This is a genomic window from Aurantimicrobium minutum (assembly GCF_029894165.1).
GTDB classification, from domain to species: Bacteria; Actinomycetota; Actinomycetes; order Actinomycetales; family Microbacteriaceae; genus Aurantimicrobium; species Aurantimicrobium minutum_A.
In genome coordinates this window covers 867375-882710 of sequence record NZ_JARXXU010000001.1, presented here as the reverse complement: position 1 = coordinate 882710, position 15336 = coordinate 867375, and the positions used below count along the sequence as shown (strand labels likewise).

Sequence of the window (15336 nt, the reverse complement as noted above, 5' to 3'; positions counted from 1 at the left end):
ATTTCGTGAGCACTTCAGTGGAGCAGTCCCCGTATCAACGGTCTGCTTTTACGCGCTACCGCCACGCACTGTGGCTGCTCACCCGGCGTGACCTCAAGGTCCGTTACTCCACCAGCGTTCTGGGATATCTGTGGTCGATTCTTGATCCCCTGATCATGAGCGGTATCTACTGGTTCATTTTCACCCAGGTTTTTCAGCGTGCCGCCGGCACCGAGCCCTATATTGTTTTCCTCTTGGCCGGACTTCTGCCGTGGATGTGGTTTAACGGAGCCGTGTCAGATTCGACCCGTGCATTTCTCAAGTCCGCCAAGCTGGTGCGATCCACCGCGATCCCCCGCACCATCTGGGTATCGAGCATTGTGCTGGGCAAGGGGTTGGAGTTCGTCTTCGCATTACCCGTCTTGGCCCTGTTTGCCATCTTGGCTGGTGCTCAGCTCAGCTGGGAAGTTGTCTTCTTCCCCTTGGCTATTGCTATCCAAGCCATTCTGGTCTTCGGTATTGGCCTCATTGTGGCACCCCTGGTGGTGTTCTTCCGTGACTTAGAACGCGTAATCAAGCTGTTCTTGCGCTTCTTGTTTTATGCCTCCCCCATCATTTATGCCTATAGCGACCTTCCTGCAGCGATTCAACCGTGGGCAGCATTCAACCCACTCGCGGGCATTTTCGATCTCTATCGTGCGGCATTCTTCCCCCAAGAGCTCAACTGGGCAGTTGTGGGTATCTCCGCAGCCATGTCGCTGGTTATCTTGGGAATCGGCGTGTGGGTGTTCCGTCGTGCTGAGCGTTCCGTTTTGAAGGAGATCTAATGACGTCTCCCGTGATCACCGTCGACAGCGCAGGGATTCGTTTCCGTCGCAACCATAAAGGTCGCCGCTCCTTCAAAGATTTGTTTGGCACGAAAACCCGACGCTCTCGGCCCAATGAATTCTGGGCACTTCGAAACGTCAGCTTCGATGTTCAGCCCGGGGAAGCCATTGGTGTGGTGGGACGCAACGGTCAAGGAAAGTCCACCCTGCTCAAGCTGGTGGCCAATGTACTCATTGCCGACGAGGGCACCGTCAAAGTGCACGCCGGTGTTGCACCGCTGATCGAAATCACGGGTGGGTTCGTCGATGATCTCACCGTCAAAGACAACGTGTATTTGACCGCTGGCCTGCACGGCATGACACGGGAACACGTGGCAGAGAAGTTTGACGCCATCATCGAATTCGCCGAGATCGAAGACTTCCTCGACACCCCCTACAAGCACCTCTCCAGTGGCATGAAGGTGCGCCTGGCATTCTCTGTGGTGACCAGCTTGGAAGAACCCGTCCTGCTCGTGGATGAAGTTCTCGCCGTTGGCGACAAGTCCTTCCGCAACAAGTGCTATCGCCGGATCGAAGAAATGCTCGGCGAAGGCCGCACGCTCTTCTTCGTCTCCCACAACGAAGGTGACCTCAAGCGCTTTTGTAGCCGAGGCCTTTACCTCGACAAGGGCACGCTGAAGCTTGATGCCCCCATCCAGGATGTTCTGGATGCCTACAACAACGACTACCCCGGTCTTTAGCTAAAGGCGTTGAGTCCAGTCAGGGCTCGACCAATCACGAGCTGGTGGATTTCATCAGTACCTTCATACGTGCGCACGGACTCGAGGTTAGCCATGTGGCGCATCACGGGGAATTCTCCCGTGATGCCATCGCCACCAAGAATGGTGCGTGCCTCGCAAGCTATCTTGATGGCTTCGCGCACATTGTTGAGCTTGCCCACAGAGATCTGAGTCAGATTGAGCGTTCCCGCATCCTTCTGGCGTCCGATGTGAAGGGCGAGCAGAACACCCTTCTCGTATTCGACCGTCATGTCGGCGAGCTTGGCTTGGGTGAGCTGGAAGGAACCAATGGGCTTACCAAAAACTTCGCGCGTGCGGGAGCGCTCGATGGCCACGTCCAAACAGGCACGGGCAGCACCCATCGCACCCCAGATGATGCCGTACCGAGCTTCGTTGAGGCACCCCAGTGGAGCACCCAAACCTTTCGCCTCTGGCAGCTGAGCGTCAGCGGAGACTCTCACGTTGGTGAGTTCAATATCGCACTGAATCGAGGCCCGCATGGAGAGCTTGCCATCAATCGCGGTGGCCAGGAAGCCAGGGGTTTCGGTGGGAACGATGAAGCCGCGCACACCTTCGTCGGTCTGTGCCCAGACAATGCAGATGTCAGCGAGTGTGGCCAGACCAATCCAGCGCTTCGAACCGTTGAGGACCCAGCCATCCCCGTCTCGCACTGCGGTGGTTTTCATGTTGGCAGGGTCACTTCCCCCGTGGGGTTCGGTCAGTCCGAAGCAGCCAAGTTTCTCGCCCTTCGCCATCTGAGGCAACCAGTGGTTTTTTTGTTCTTCGGACCCGTACTTGTAAATGGCAGACATGGCCAGGGAACCCATCACCGAGATGAACGTGCGCCACCCACTGTCCACCGCTTCCGTTTCCAAGCAGACCAAGCCATAGCTCACGGCCGATGCCCCACCGCAGCCATATCCCTTGAGGTGCATACCGAGGAAACCCTGCTGGGCTATCTGAGGAATGAGTTCCGCACGGAAATACTTGGTGTCGAAATCATTCTCGATGACCGGGCGGATCTGAGTTTGAGCGAAATCTCGTGCCTTCATGGCCCATTCGATTTCTTCCGGCTTCAACAGGGCATGGAAGTCAAACATCTCATCGGTGAGAGAAACGGGAGGATACGCAGTACTCATGAACAGTCCTAACTATCAGCCAGGTGCTTCGTCACACTCTGACGCTCTCACTATCCTCTCGCCAAGGAGGTAGAGGCAAGTTGGGATTTCTACTGACCGGCGCTGCCGGGCACACAGTGCAGTTATCGCCGGGCAGTTCATTACTCTGTGCGCGAAAGCAGACCCTCTGCGCACTAACTGGCAAAGTTTTTGTCATAGTGTTGGCTTGTTCGGTTTACGAAAGGCATTCTCGTGGAAATTCGCATTGGCATGATCAACACTGCTCGTGAAATTGGTCTGGAGACCTCGCAAACCATGGCAGAAGTAGAAACTCTGGTTGCCAACTCACTCAGTGGCACTTCGCCCGTGCTGAAGCTGTCGGACGACAAAGGAAAGACCTACCTCGTCGCCTCCGCAAACATTGCTTTCGTCGAGCTCGGTTCAGACCAGAACCGCCGTATCGGCTTCGTCGGCTAATACCGACACTTTCACAACCTCTGGACTAGGCCGTCAGGCCGAGTCCATCCATGCGGCGCGAGTGCGCGGCGATGAGATCAGTGAAGACGGGCTCAAGCCGTTGTTCGTCGTCATCTTTGTTGCCAGACATTTGCAGTGCGGAGCGTGCGACCAGCTGAGTGTCACCGACCAGACGACGTCCCCATACCGCGAGGCGTGAGCTCAGCGTGGGGTTAGCTGCCATGCCTTCTGTGAGCAACGGCACGATGATTTCCGCATTGCGGTCTGTTTCTAGAAGTTCAGCAATACGTGGCGCAAGTGCCCGAGGTAACCCCGTCACGAGACGAGCAAAGAAGTCATCGAGAAAACCAGCGGTGAGATACACCCCGAGCAGAGTTTCATACCAGTCGCGGCCCACGGTGAGCTGTTCAAAGCGATCTATGGCAGGCGCGAAGGGTGCCATGGCATCAGCGGGGTCGACCTTTTTCTTGCGCAACTCTGCCACGAGTCCGTGATGTTTCATCAGCGCATCACCGGCGACCGAGCTCAAACCCTCTTTGGCATTGAGGGTGGGAGAATCAGAGACGGCACGGGTCAGGGACTCAAATACCGCCAGTTCAAAGTAGGCAACCTGCGCCAAAAAAGGCACGACATCTGGGGTCATATCTGCTAAATCGACACGTTCTTCGCGTTCGATCTTGTCCACTCGTGGCTTCAGGGTTGGCGTAATAATGCCGCGCTTGCGAGAACGGAACCAGGAGAAGACCACCTCCCCAGCCTATTCCTTAACCGGCATATCAGCGAGGCGACGATAAGCTGGGAATGTCGCTACCGACAACGGATTGGTAGCCCTACGCCTGGGTGAAGAAATAAAAGGCGTAGAACCTTTTACACGACAGGCACTGAAGTGACTTTTGCTGATTTAAATATCGATCCAGACATCGTTGAAGCTCTCGCTTCTAAGGGAATTCTGGAACCGTTCCCCATTCAGGAACAAACCATCCCCCTGGCCCTCGGCGGTCAGGACATCATTGGCCAGGCCAAGACCGGCACCGGTAAGACTTTCGGCTTTGGCCTGCCCATCATTCAGCGTTTGGGAACTCACCCTGAGCCTGGCGTGAAGGTGCTCGTCGTTGTCCCCACCCGCGAACTGTGTGTTCAGGTGGCAGAGGATATGGAACTGGCCACCTCGAACCGCGAGACCAAGGTCGTCTCCATCTACGGTGGTAAGTCTTACGATGGACAGGTCGAGCAGCTCAAAGCAGGTGCCCAGATTGTGGTCGGAACCCCTGGTCGCCTTCTCGACCTGGCCAACCAGCGCCTGTTGAGCCTGGCTGCCATCGAAGAAATCGTGCTCGATGAGGCTGACAAGATGCTCGACCTCGGTTTCCTCTCCGACATTGAGAAGATCTTCGCGCAAACTCCCCCCAAGCGTCACACCATGCTGTTCTCCGCCACGATGCCTGGACCCATCGTGGCTCTGGCCCGTCGCTTCATGAACAACCCCATCCACATTCGTGCCACTGACCCCGATGAGGGCCTGACTCAGGCCAACATCAAGCACTTGGTATACCGCGCACACAACATGGACAAGGATGAGGTCATCGCCCGCATCCTGCAGGCTGAAGGCCGTGGCAAGACCGTGATCTTTACCCGCACCAAGCGTGCGGCGTCGCGTCTGGTTGAAGAACTGACTGACCGTGGCTTCCCTGCTGTTGCCGTGCACGGTGACCTCAACCAAGAGCAGCGCGAACGCGGCATGGCCGCCTTCAAGTCGGGCAAGAAGGAAATCCTCATCGCCACTGACGTTGCAGCCCGCGGTATCGACGTTGATGACGTGACCCACGTGATCAACCACACCATTCCTGATGAAGACCAGACCTACCTGCACCGCGCAGGTCGTACCGGCCGTGCCGGGAAGACCGGTATCGCCGTGACTTTTGTGGACTGGGAAGACCTGCACAAGTGGGCCCTCATCAACAAGGCGCTTGAGTTCGGCCAGCCCGAACCTACCGAGACGTACTCGTCTTCACCACACCTGTACACCGACCTCAACATCCCTGAGGGTGCCAAGGGTCGCCTGAAGTCCACCCCTCCCACCAAAACAGCTGAGGGCCACACCGGCCGTCAGCGTGACGGGGACAAGCGCGAGGGCGACAAACGTGAAGGCTCAGGTGACCGTAACCGTCGACGCACCAACAACCCGCCCAAGCATGTGAGCCCTGAGGGCACCCACGGCGTTGCCGGTGGTGCACACGATGGCCGCGGTGAAGAACACCACGATGGTAACAACCCTGCTCGCTCGCGCACACGCAACCGTCGTCGCGGACCCGGCCTGGGCGCTGCCACCAACTAATCAACCGATATGGGCAAGGACGAGATTGAGCTGCTGCTGAGGGTTATTCCCTTGGCAATTGGCGCTGCCTTCACGCCCTCTCTGTTTGGCCTGCAACTCGTTGCCGCAGTGTCACCGCACTGGGTGAAGCGCACCACCGCAACAGCCGTGGGTGCGGCACTCGCGTTCGCCATCGCGATTACTGTTCTGCTCCTCGGCTTTGCCTCACTGCCCCTGGACAGTAGTCACCGGTCACCTCTTGACGGGGCAATCTGGCTGATTGTGGGCATCGTGTTGGGCGCCAGTGCGATGTGGCTGTTCATGCCACATCCTGAACTGGCTAAAAGTTCCGAGAAGCGTCTGACAGCGGGTCTGAATAAAGCAGGTCCGTGGACGTTCTTTGGCGTGGCTTTTGCACTGAGCATCAAAGACATCACGAGTTTTGCGTTGCTGATTCCTGCCCTGCACGACATAGCGCAAGCAGATGTGGACTGGTGGTTCAAAGTACCCACCGCTGTCCTGGTCTATGTCATCGCTCTCATCGGTGTTGTTCTTCCTCCGCTGTGGCGCCTGATTCGTGGCCACAAAGCGGAGGCAAGCCTGGATCGACTTTTCCGCTTCACCATGGATCACCAGTTCAAGATCCTGGGCTTTGTGGCTGTGTTCTTTGCCATTTACTGCATCTTCATCGCTGTGGGCGCCGACAAGCTTGGCTGGACCGGCTGGTAACTAGCGCGTGATGGCGAGAGTTTTCACTCTCGCCCGCACTGCTATCCCCGCACACGCGATCACCGCGGCTGCCGCAATCCACACGCTAGGACCGACAATCTCAGCAAAGAACAATGCCGACCACACTATGGTGAGCACCGGTTGCAGGAGCTGAATTTGACTGACGGACGCCATTGGCCCGATAGCCAAACCGCGATACCAGGCAAAGAAGCCCAAATACATCGAGATCACGGAAATATACCCAAAACCCAACCAGGCTAAACCCGGAACGGCAGTCCAGTTCAGGTCTGCCACGCTCGTCCACGCCAGCGGAACCATCACCGGCAGTGCAACGACAAGTGCCCAACTAATGGTTTGCCAGGACCCGATTTCGCGGGACAGTAATCCTCCCTCGCCATAGCCAATCGCGGCCAAGACGACGGCGGCAACCAAGAAAAGATCCCCCAGAGCAGGTCCGGACTCTGTGCCCGTCGTCATGATCGCGAACACTCCGACCGCGAGAGCGCCCATGACCGCGGCTACCCAGAACACCTTCGAGGGGCGTTCCTTGCCGCGAAGCACGGCAACGACCGCCGTGGCAGCTGGTAACAATCCAATCATGACCGCGCCGTGGGAGGCAGGGACATATTGCAAGGCATAAGAAGTGAAGAAGGGGAACCCCACCACGACACCCAGTGCCACCACGACTAAGCGGAACCATTGTGTGCCCTGCGGCAGTGCCGATCGGGTAATGAGAAGTACGAGAGCGGCGATGACCGCCGCCACAACGGCCCGGCCTGCCCCCAGGAACAAGGGAGGGAAGCCGTGCAGGGCAAGCTTCGTCATCGGCAGTGAGAGTGAGAATGACGCGATACCGATAAATCCGAACAGCAGTCCGGCATATTTCATCGACTGCTTAGCCACGCGGATACACCGGCTCTGACCCGGTGCCCTGCTCAATAATCTTGGCCAACATCTCTGGAGCAGTGGTGTTTTCACCCGGCTTGTTGGGTTTGCCGGTGCCGTGATAGTCACTCGAGCCGGTGATGATGAGGCCGCGCTCTTCACAGAGTTCACGCAGGATGGTTTTGCCCGGTTCAATGTTTTCGCGGTGGTCGATTTCGTATCCACCAAGCCCTGCCGCAATAAGGCGGTCAATGTATTCCATGGGCGCAACACGGCCCTTGGTCGTGGGGTGCGCCATCACGGGCACTCCGCCCGCTGCACGTATCAACGACACCGCGGAAACGGGATCCAACGCATATTGCGAGACGTAATAGGGGCCTTCCTTGGACAAAATGCCGCTAAATGCTTCACTGCGCTCGGTGATGATCCCGCGCGCAACAAGCGCATCAGCAAGGTGGGGTCTTCCGACAGACTTTCCAGATTCAGCAATCTGCTCAAGTACGTGTTCCCAGGTGATGTCGTAGTCCGCGCTGACCTTTTCTGTCATTTGACGCAGGCGGTTTTCTCGATCATTTTGGAGTTTGTCGAGTTCTGCGGCGAAGGGGCCAAAGTGGGGGTCCACCAAATACGCCAAAATATGGATGCTGCCCATCTCAATCCGGGAAGAAAACTCAATACCGGGGATAAAGGTCATGCCGAGCTTCTGGCATTCGTCGATGGCTTCATCCCAGCCCGCTGCGGTGTCATGGTCGGTCAATGCCATCGTGCGCATGCCGGCAGCATGGGCTTCGCGCACAACCTGGGCGGGCGATCCCGTGCCATCAGAAACATTGCTGTGCAGGTGAAGGTCGATAGGACCCTGCGCGCTCAAGAATGCTTCCACCCTTTCACTCTAGGGCTGTCGGGCACGCTCTCCGCATTTTCTCTGCTCGGCGGTGCCAGACTAGAGATATGAACGAGAACGATGTCACGGAAGACGCTCCTCTAGGCACTGCCAACCGCTCCACCACTCCGGCATCAACGACTTTCCAGACCTACATCGCCAGTGAATGGGCGGACCGCGACGAAGTTATTCCTGAACCTCGCGAGCAGGCACCCTATGCAGCCGCTCGCCGCGCACAACTCAGTGCCCTTTACCCGGACCGCCGCATCGTGATTCCTGCAGGAGCGATGAAGCGTCGCAGCAATGACACGTTCTACCCATTTCGTGCACACTCTGACTTCAGCTACCTCACGGGCTGGGGCTCAGATAGTGAACCGGATGCTGTGCTGGTCATGGAGCCAACGCCCTCGGGACACGGCGCAACCCTGTATTTTCGCGAGCGCGCAGGCCGTGACTCCGACGAGTTCTATGCCAACAGTGACATTGGTGAATTTTGGGTGGGCCCTCGTCCCTCTTTAGCTCAAGTAGCGGGAGATCTCGCCCTGGCTACCCGTCACCTCAACGACCTTCCTGACGCAGATGCTCAGGTCACCGAGATCCCTGAAGACATTGCCCGCGATCTTTCAGAAATGCGCTTGGTGAAAGACGCGTGGGAGATCAACGAGATGCGGGAGGCCGTTGCCTCGAGTATTCGCGGCTTTGCAGATATTGCCCGCGTCCTGCCGGCTATCGCCGGTAACCAGCGCGGTGAGCGCTTGGTTGAAGGGGCGTTTGCCTCCCGTGCCCGTCTAGAGGGCAATGGTGTCGGATACAGCACCATTGCCGCCAGCGGAGCACACGCCTGCATCCTGCACTGGGTGAACAACGACGGCGTGGTCGCTGACGGCGACCTCATCCTCATTGATGCAGGCGTGGAGCGCGAAAGTTACTACACCGCAGATGTGACGCGCACACTGCCGGTCAGCGGCACGTTTACTGCCGTGCAGCGCAAAGTTTATGAAGCAGTTCGCGAGGCAGCAGATGCTGCGTTCGCGATGGTGAAGCCCGGGATTACCTTCCGCGATGTGCACAACACCGCCATGGGAGTCATTGCGGAGAAGACCGCGGAGTGGGGGCTGCTCCCTGTGACCGCCGAGGACGCACTCCTGCCAGATAACCAACACCACCGCCGCTATATGGTGCACGGCACCAGCCACCACCTCGGTATTGACGTGCATGACTGCGCGGAAGCCCGTCGAGAAATGTATATGGATGGCATTGTCAAGGAAGGCATGATCTTCACGATTGAGCCTGGCCTCTATTTCCAGCCCGATGACCTCACCGTTCCTGAGGAATACCGCGGCATTGGCGTGCGCATCGAGGATGACATTCTGGTCACCGCCACCGGTGCCGAGAATCTCACGATCAACCTGCCTCGCACCGCTGATGACGTCGAAGCATGGCTGGCCCCGCACGCTGCTGCAGCCACAGCCCAGAAAGCTGCTCAGATCAAAGCCGAAGCTTTGGCGAAGAAGAAGCGGAAGTAGTCATGTCCCAGCGCGGTGTCGGAAGTTGGATTGTTATCGCGCTGTTTACAGTCAGCGGTGTCCTCCACCTTGTCAGTGCTAGAAGTTTTCTGTGGCTGATGCCACCCGAACTGGGCGATAACGTCAATTTCACGCTGGTCTATGCCAGTGGCGTCGTGGAACTACTCTGCGCCGGAGGCCTCATTCTTCGCTCACGGTGGGCTCCCCTGCTGACAACACTCACTTTGCTCGCTATTTGGCCTGCCAACATTTGGTATGCCGTCGACCAGCTCGGCAGTGACAACACCCTGTTGTCCGTCATTGCATGGCTTCGCCTCCCCCTGCAGCTTCCCCTGCTCTGGTGGGCGTGGAAATCTCCGACGGGTCGTGCACCTCGAACCGCACCGGAATCTTTGCCTTAGAACACGAAGCCCGACAAACTGAGAGCATGACCGCTGACGCGCATTCCCCTGAACTTGCTGCTGAGACGATTGCGTTAGTTCGCACCTGGCTCACCGAAGCGCAGAGCTTCCCGGCAGATAACAGCGCCACACAGTTAGCTGGAGTGCTTAAAGATCCCCAGGGCCTGGACTTCACAGTGGGCTTCGTTGACGGGGTGGTTCGTCCCGAAGATCTGCATGTTGCGGCACACAATCTACGCGAGATTGCACCCCATGTTCCTTCTTTCCTGCCCTGGCATATGCGCACCGCGGTTCGCCTCGGCGGATTCTTCGCTCCGATCCTGCCGGGAATTGTCATCCCTGCAGCACGCAAAGTTTTGCGTGGCATGGTGGGCCACCTCATCGTGGATGCCACCGATGCGAAGCTGGGCGCAGCCATCAGTGCCTTGCAGAAGCCGGGTATTCGTCTCAACGTCAACTTGTTGGGGGAAGCAGTCCTCGGCGAGCGTGAAGCTGCTCGCCGGCTCGAAGGAACCCGGGCACTCCTTGCCCGCGATGATGTCGACTACGTCTCCATCAAGGTCTCCTCCACCGTTGCACCTCATTCCGCGTGGGCATTCGAGCAAGATGTGGAGCACGTCGTGGAGCGTTTGCTTCCCCTGTTCCACCTGGCAGCCGAGAGCCCTTCTCCCAAGTTCATCAACTTGGACATGGAGGAGTTCAAAGACCTCGACATCACCATTGCGGTCTTCACCCGCATACTTGATCGTCCTGAGCTCCTGAATCTGGAAGCAGGCATTGTGTTGCAGGCGTATCTGCCGGATGCGCTCTCCGCCATGATGCGACTACAGGCCTGGTCTGCCGCACGCCGTGCTCGAGGTGGCGCAGGAATCAAGGTGCGCGTAGTTAAGGGCGCCAACCTTCCCATGGAACGCGTGGAAGCCGCTCTCCATGACTGGCCACTGGCTACCTGGCACACCAAGCAGGACAGCGACACCAACTACAAGCGGGTCATCAACTACGCGCTGCACCCTGACCGCATCGGGAACGTGCGCATCGGAGTGGCCGGCCACAACCTCTTTGACGTGGCTTTTGCCTGGTTACTAGCTGGTAAGCGTGGTGTGCAATCCGGTGTTGAGTTCGAGATGCTCCTGGGCATGGCGCAGGGTCAAGCAGAAGCCGTCAAGAAAGACGTCGGCTCGCTCTTGCTCTACACCCCCGTCGTTCACCCTGCCGAGTTTGATGTGGCCATTGCCTATCTGATTCGTCGCTTGGAAGAATGCGCCAGCCAGGACAACTTCATGTCCGCGGTGTTTGAACTGGCCAGCAATGAGGGCCTGTTCAACCGTGAAGAAGCACGTTTCTTGAAGTCCTTGCACGCCTTGGACGACAGTGTTCCACCGTCTCACCGCGTCCAGGATCGCAGCAAGCCCGCTTCCCCGATGCCGACCACCATGTTCCACAACGCGGCAGATACCGATCCGGCGATTGCAGCAAACCGCGCGTGGGGCGAGGGAATACTCGCCCGCATCCCCTCCTCCAAGCTGGGTAACGACACCGTCGCACGCCACACCATCAGCACTCCGGCAGAACTCGAGCAGGTGTTCCTCACTGCAACGGGTTCTGGTGCGAGCTGGCGCACGATGCCTGCGCAGAAGCGTGCCGAGATTCTTCACCGTGCCGGTGAGATTCTCGAAGCACGCCGTGCTGACCTGATGGAGGTCATGGCCAGTGAGACGGGCAAGACTCTTGACCAATCAGATCCTGAAGTCACCGAGGCTATCGACTTTGCTCACTATTACGCCGAACAAGCCAAGAAGCTTGAACGTATTTCAGGTGCCGAATTTGTCCCAGCCGGGCTGACCGTGGTGACCCCACCGTGGAACTTCCCCGTCGCCATTCCTGCTGGCTCTACTTTGGCTGCTTTGGCAGCTGGCTCTCCGGTTATTATCAAACCTGCTGCACAGGCTCGTCGCTCGGGTGCGGTGATGGTCGACGCGCTCTGGGAAGCAGGCGTCCCCCGGGATGTGCTGCAACTGGTCAACATGGGTGACCGAACCTTGGGCAGCGCACTGGTTTCTGACCCTCGCGTGGATCGCGTGATTCTCACCGGTGGGTATGAAACTGCAGAACTGTTCCGTTCGCTCCGACATGACCTGCCCCTCCTGGCCGAGACCAGCGGCAAGAACGCCATCATTGTGACCCCCAGCGCAGATCTCGATCTCGCCGTCAAAGATGTCGTGTACTCGGCCTTCGGTCATGCCGGCCAGAAATGCTCGGCAGCTTCGCTGGTTATTCTGGTCGGTTCCGTCGCTACATCACAGCGCTTCCGAAACCAGCTCATAGATGCTGTGACGAGTCTCACAGTTGGCTACCCTGCAGATGCCACCACCCAAATGGGTCCCCTTATTGAACCAGCACAGGGCAAACTGTTGTCTGCGCTCACCTCGGTAGGTGCAGGAGAATCCTGGTTGGTCGAACCTACACAACTCGATGACACTGCCATGCTGTGGTCCCCCGGTGTGCGCGAAGGCGTGAAAGCAGGCAGTGAGTTCCACCTCACCGAATACTTTGGCCCCGTGCTCGGCATCATGACCGCCCGAACCCTCGAAGAAGCCATCAAGATGGTCAACATGATTGATTATGGCCTCACCTCAGGTATTCATTCGCTGGATGCGGACGAGGTGGGCATGTGGTTGAAGCACATCGAAGCTGGAAACCTCTACGTCAACCGGGGAACAACCGGCGCTATCGTGCAACGCCAGCCCTTTGGCGGCTGGAAGAAGTCCGCCGTCGGGGCTGGCACCAAGGCGGGTGGCCCCAACTATCTCTTCGGACTGGGAAATTGGAACATTGCTCCCACAGTCGATATCGGTATGGCGCCGTTGTCCAGCCACGTCCTCACCCTGCTCGATGCCATTGAACGTTCTGAAATGTTCGATGGCGGCCAGTTAGCGTGGATTCGGCAAGCTACGAGCCTGGACCAGTTCGCCTGGGCGACAGAGTTTGGTCAAGCCATGGATGTCTCACAGCTGGGCGTGGAGCGAAATATTTTCCGTTATCGCTCGGTTCCCACACGTATCCGTTTGACCGAAGACGGCAATCCGGTTGAGCTGATGCGTGTGGTGGCCGCAGCGATGCGCGCAGAATCCAACTTCACGATTTCTGTGCCACCCACCATGGGCGAACGGTATTTGTGGATCCTGCAGGCCACCGGTATTCGCGTTGATCAGCGCTCGGATAAGTCGTGGCTAGCTACCCTCGAGGAAGACCGAGACGAACTGACCAACGGACGCATTCGCCTCTTAGGCGCAACCGCAGCTCTCGTAACCGCTGCAACGAATGGGCGGCCGGACCTGGCTGTCTATGCAGGACCGGTTTTGCTGGCTGGTCGAATCGAAATGTTGCCTTTCTTGAGAGAACAAGCCATCAGCATCACTGCACACCGTTTTGGCACACCCAACCACCTCACCGACGCCCTGATTTAGCCAGACGTTAACCCCCGGAAGGGGCGCAAAGACGCCTTAACGGGCTAAGTTAGAGACGTGACTGGAACACGAGTATTTGTAGCGCGCCTGACCGGATCTGGCGTTTTCGACCCCGCGGGTGACCGCCTGGGTCGTATTCGTGATGTCCTCGTGGTCTATCGCAAGGACAATGCTCCCCGCGTTGTGGGCTTGCTCGCCGAGGTTCCCGGTAAGCGTCGTGTGTTCATCTCCATTGGCCGTGTTTCCAGCATTGCCAGCGGGCAAGTCATCACCACCGGCCCCATTTCGGACAGGAAATTCGAGCAGCGCGGCGGCGAAGTTCGCCTGCTTGCAGAATTCCTCGGCCGTAAGGTCACCTTCAATGACGGTTCCGGCGATGCCGAAATCGAAGACGCCGCGATTGAAGAGACCGGTCCCGGCGAGTGGGCGATCAGCCAGCTTTTTGTGCGTCGTCCCCGCCAAAGTGGCGCTCCCTTCACCAAAGGTGCAACTGCATTGGTTCCCTGGGCACTCGTCACAGAGAAGACCGAAGCTGGTGAGCCCCAGTCTGCTGAAGCTCTCATTGCGTCCTATTCAGAACTGCGTCCTGCCGACCTCGCAACCACTTTGCTTGATCTCCCTCAAGAGCGCATGCTCGAGGTTGCGGAAGAGCTTCCCGATGACCGTCTCGCTGACGTGCTCGAGGAGATGGACGAGAGCGACCAGGTCGAAATTATGGCCCAGCTCGATGACGAACGTGCCGCTGACGTTCTCGACGAGATGGAACCCGATGACGCGGCCGACCTCATTGCCCAGCTGCCCGAAGAGCGTGGTGAACACCTCCTGGGCCTCATGGAGCCTGAGGAAGCCGATGATGTTCGTCTGCTGCTGAGCTTCGGGGCTGACACGGCGGGTGGTTTGATGACCCCTGAGCCGATCATCCTGTCTGCCGAATCCACCGTGGCTGAAGGCCTAGCCATGATTCGTCGTAATGAGACTGCTCCTGCCCTGGCAGCAGCAGTCTGCATCACCCTGCCTCCCTATGAAGCACCCACCGGTCGCTTCTTGGGCATGGTGCACTTCCAACGCATGCTGCGGTACCCACCTCACGAGCGTCTGGGAAGCCTGATTGACCCCGGCCTCGAGCCCATCTCGGTGGATACTCCTGCGGCCGAAGTGTCACGTATTTTGGCCAGCTACAACCTGGTTTCTGTTCCGGTCATTGACGAAAACCACCGCCTGGTCGGTGTGGTCACCGTGGATGACGTGCTCGACTACCTGCTGCCCGATGACTGGCGCAGTCACGACGATGAAGACACCCCTGCCTCCGCGGCAATGAGTAAACGTGCGCCGAAGAAGCGCCCCGCAACCAAGACTGCTACAGCAAAGCCTGCAACCCGAGGAAGGAGAGGCTGATATGGCACGGAACAACCGTCACGATGAAAGCTTCGACACTCCTAAGGGTTTTAGCGCGCTCAACCCCCGCCCTTCCCGTTCCCGCGATCGCTTTGGTCACTTCACGGAAACCATTGCACGAGGCATGGGAACTCCCTGGTTCTTGCTGGGTCTCACCATCTTTGCCGCACTGTGGATGCTCTTCAACACCTTTGCTCCCGAGCCATGGCGTTTTGACTCGTTCGCCATTGGCTTTACTGCGTTGACGCTGATCCTGTCCTTGCAGGCTTCCTATGCTGCCCCCATGATTCTGCTCGCACAGAATCGCCAGGATGACCGTGACCGCGTTCAGTTTGAGCAGGATCGCCAGCGCGCTGAGCGCAACTTGGCTGATACCGAATACCTCGCCCGCGAGGTTGTTGCGCTGCGCTTGGCTATGAAGGACATGGCCACCAAAGACTTCATCAAGTCGGAGCTTCGTGCCCTGCTCGAAGAGCTCGAGAAGGACAACGAGCCAGCCACACCAGTTGTGAAGAAGCCGGTTACACGTCCTGCCTCGCGCACAACCACGTAACTC

14 protein-coding genes are annotated in these 15336 nt (G+C 58.0%); 10 read left to right on the top strand and 4 right to left on the bottom strand.

What is annotated here, in order from left to right:
- Positions 1-5: 5 nt before the first annotated feature.
- Positions 6-806: an ABC transporter permease gene (locus M2119_RS04525; protein ID WP_280803765.1), complete on the top strand. Its 801-nt coding sequence runs from the start codon at positions 6-8 to the stop codon at positions 804-806.
- The gene (locus M2119_RS04520) at positions 806-1546 is read left to right on the top strand and encodes an ABC transporter ATP-binding protein (protein WP_280803764.1); all 741 of its coding nucleotides are present in this window, start codon (positions 806-808) and stop codon (positions 1544-1546) included. Before M2119_RS04525 ends, M2119_RS04520 begins: the two co-directional genes overlap by 1 nt.
- Here M2119_RS04520 and M2119_RS04515 read toward each other — a convergent pair.
- Positions 1543-2724 carry an acyl-CoA dehydrogenase family protein gene (locus M2119_RS04515; RefSeq protein WP_280803763.1) on the bottom strand — a complete coding sequence of 394 codons (1182 nt, stop codon included), beginning with the start codon at positions 2722-2724 and terminating at the stop codon, positions 1543-1545. The genes M2119_RS04520 and M2119_RS04515 overlap by 4 nt on opposite strands.
- Before the next feature lie 231 nt (positions 2725-2955).
- On the opposite strand from M2119_RS04515, the gene M2119_RS04510 reads away from it, so the two are divergent.
- On the top strand, positions 2956-3180 hold the full coding sequence (locus tag M2119_RS04510) for a DUF3107 domain-containing protein (RefSeq protein WP_280803762.1): 225 nt from the start codon (positions 2956-2958) through the stop codon (positions 3178-3180).
- Positions 3181-3205: 25 nt separating this feature from the next.
- Here M2119_RS04510 and M2119_RS04505 read toward each other — a convergent pair whose 3' ends face one another.
- Positions 3206-3928 (bottom strand): ferritin-like fold-containing protein, encoded by a 723-nt coding sequence (locus M2119_RS04505; protein WP_280803761.1) that lies wholly within the window; start codon positions 3926-3928, stop codon positions 3206-3208.
- 138 nt (positions 3929-4066) lie between these two features.
- Here M2119_RS04505 and M2119_RS04500 point away from each other — a divergent pair, with 138 nt between their 5' ends.
- Both M2119_RS04500 and M2119_RS04495 read left to right on the top strand, forming a co-directional pair.
- On the top strand, positions 4067-5515 hold the full coding sequence (locus M2119_RS04500; protein ID WP_280803760.1) for a DEAD/DEAH box helicase: 1449 nt from the start codon (positions 4067-4069) through the stop codon (positions 5513-5515).
- A gap of 9 nt (positions 5516-5524) precedes the next feature.
- Positions 5525-6223, top strand: coding sequence for a hypothetical protein (locus M2119_RS04495; protein ID WP_280803759.1), 699 nt, complete (start codon positions 5525-5527; stop codon positions 6221-6223).
- Here the strand turns inward: M2119_RS04495 and M2119_RS04490 are convergent, their stop codons facing one another.
- Positions 6224-7126 (bottom strand): DMT family transporter, encoded by a 903-nt coding sequence (locus tag M2119_RS04490; protein WP_280803758.1) that lies wholly within the window; start codon positions 7124-7126, stop codon positions 6224-6226.
- Entirely contained in the window at positions 7119-7991 is an 873-nt protein-coding gene (locus M2119_RS04485; protein WP_280803757.1) for a PHP domain-containing protein, read from the bottom strand. The genes M2119_RS04490 and M2119_RS04485 overlap by 8 nt, the downstream gene beginning before the upstream one ends.
- A 68-nt stretch (positions 7992-8059) precedes the next feature.
- Here M2119_RS04485 and M2119_RS04480 point away from each other — a divergent pair, with 68 nt between their 5' ends.
- From M2119_RS04480 to M2119_RS04460, 5 genes are read left to right on the top strand one after another with little or no spacing between them, the layout of a single operon-like run.
- Positions 8060-9517, top strand: coding sequence for an aminopeptidase P family protein (locus M2119_RS04480; RefSeq protein WP_280803756.1), 1458 nt, complete (start codon positions 8060-8062; stop codon positions 9515-9517).
- A 2-nt stretch (positions 9518-9519) separates the two neighbouring features.
- Positions 9520-9918, top strand: a complete 399-nt coding sequence (locus tag M2119_RS04475; protein WP_280803755.1) for a hypothetical protein — start codon at positions 9520-9522, stop codon at positions 9916-9918.
- A 26-nt stretch (positions 9919-9944) separates the two neighbouring features.
- Positions 9945-13385, top strand: a complete 3441-nt coding sequence (locus tag M2119_RS04470; protein WP_280803754.1) for a bifunctional proline dehydrogenase/L-glutamate gamma-semialdehyde dehydrogenase — start codon at positions 9945-9947, stop codon at positions 13383-13385.
- A 57-nt stretch (positions 13386-13442) separates the two neighbouring features.
- Entirely contained in the window at positions 13443-14780 is a 1338-nt protein-coding gene (locus M2119_RS04465; RefSeq protein ID WP_280803753.1) for a magnesium transporter MgtE N-terminal domain-containing protein, read from the top strand.
- A 1-nt stretch (position 14781) separates the two neighbouring features.
- A complete protein-coding gene (locus tag M2119_RS04460; protein ID WP_280803752.1) occupies positions 14782-15333 on the top strand; it encodes a DUF1003 domain-containing protein in 552 nt (183 codons plus the stop codon).
- The last annotated feature ends 3 nt before the right edge of the window (positions 15334-15336 follow it).

Coding starts and splice junctions, on each gene's coding strand:
- M2119_RS04515 (WP_280803763.1), bottom strand. CDS start 2,724: ATGAGTACTGCGTATCCTCCCGTTTCTCTCACCGATGAGATGTTTGAC.
- M2119_RS04495 (WP_280803759.1), top strand. CDS start 5,525: ATGGGCAAGGACGAGATTGAGCTGCTGCTGAGGGTTATTCCCTTGGCA.
- M2119_RS04480 (WP_280803756.1), top strand. CDS start 8,060: ATGAACGAGAACGATGTCACGGAAGACGCTCCTCTAGGCACTGCCAAC.
- M2119_RS04460 (WP_280803752.1), top strand. CDS start 14,782: ATGGCACGGAACAACCGTCACGATGAAAGCTTCGACACTCCTAAGGGT.
- M2119_RS04470 (WP_280803754.1), top strand. CDS start 9,945: ATGACCGCTGACGCGCATTCCCCTGAACTTGCTGCTGAGACGATTGCG.
- M2119_RS04475 (WP_280803755.1), top strand. CDS start 9,520: ATGTCCCAGCGCGGTGTCGGAAGTTGGATTGTTATCGCGCTGTTTACA.
- M2119_RS04520 (WP_280803764.1), top strand. CDS start 806: ATGACGTCTCCCGTGATCACCGTCGACAGCGCAGGGATTCGTTTCCGT.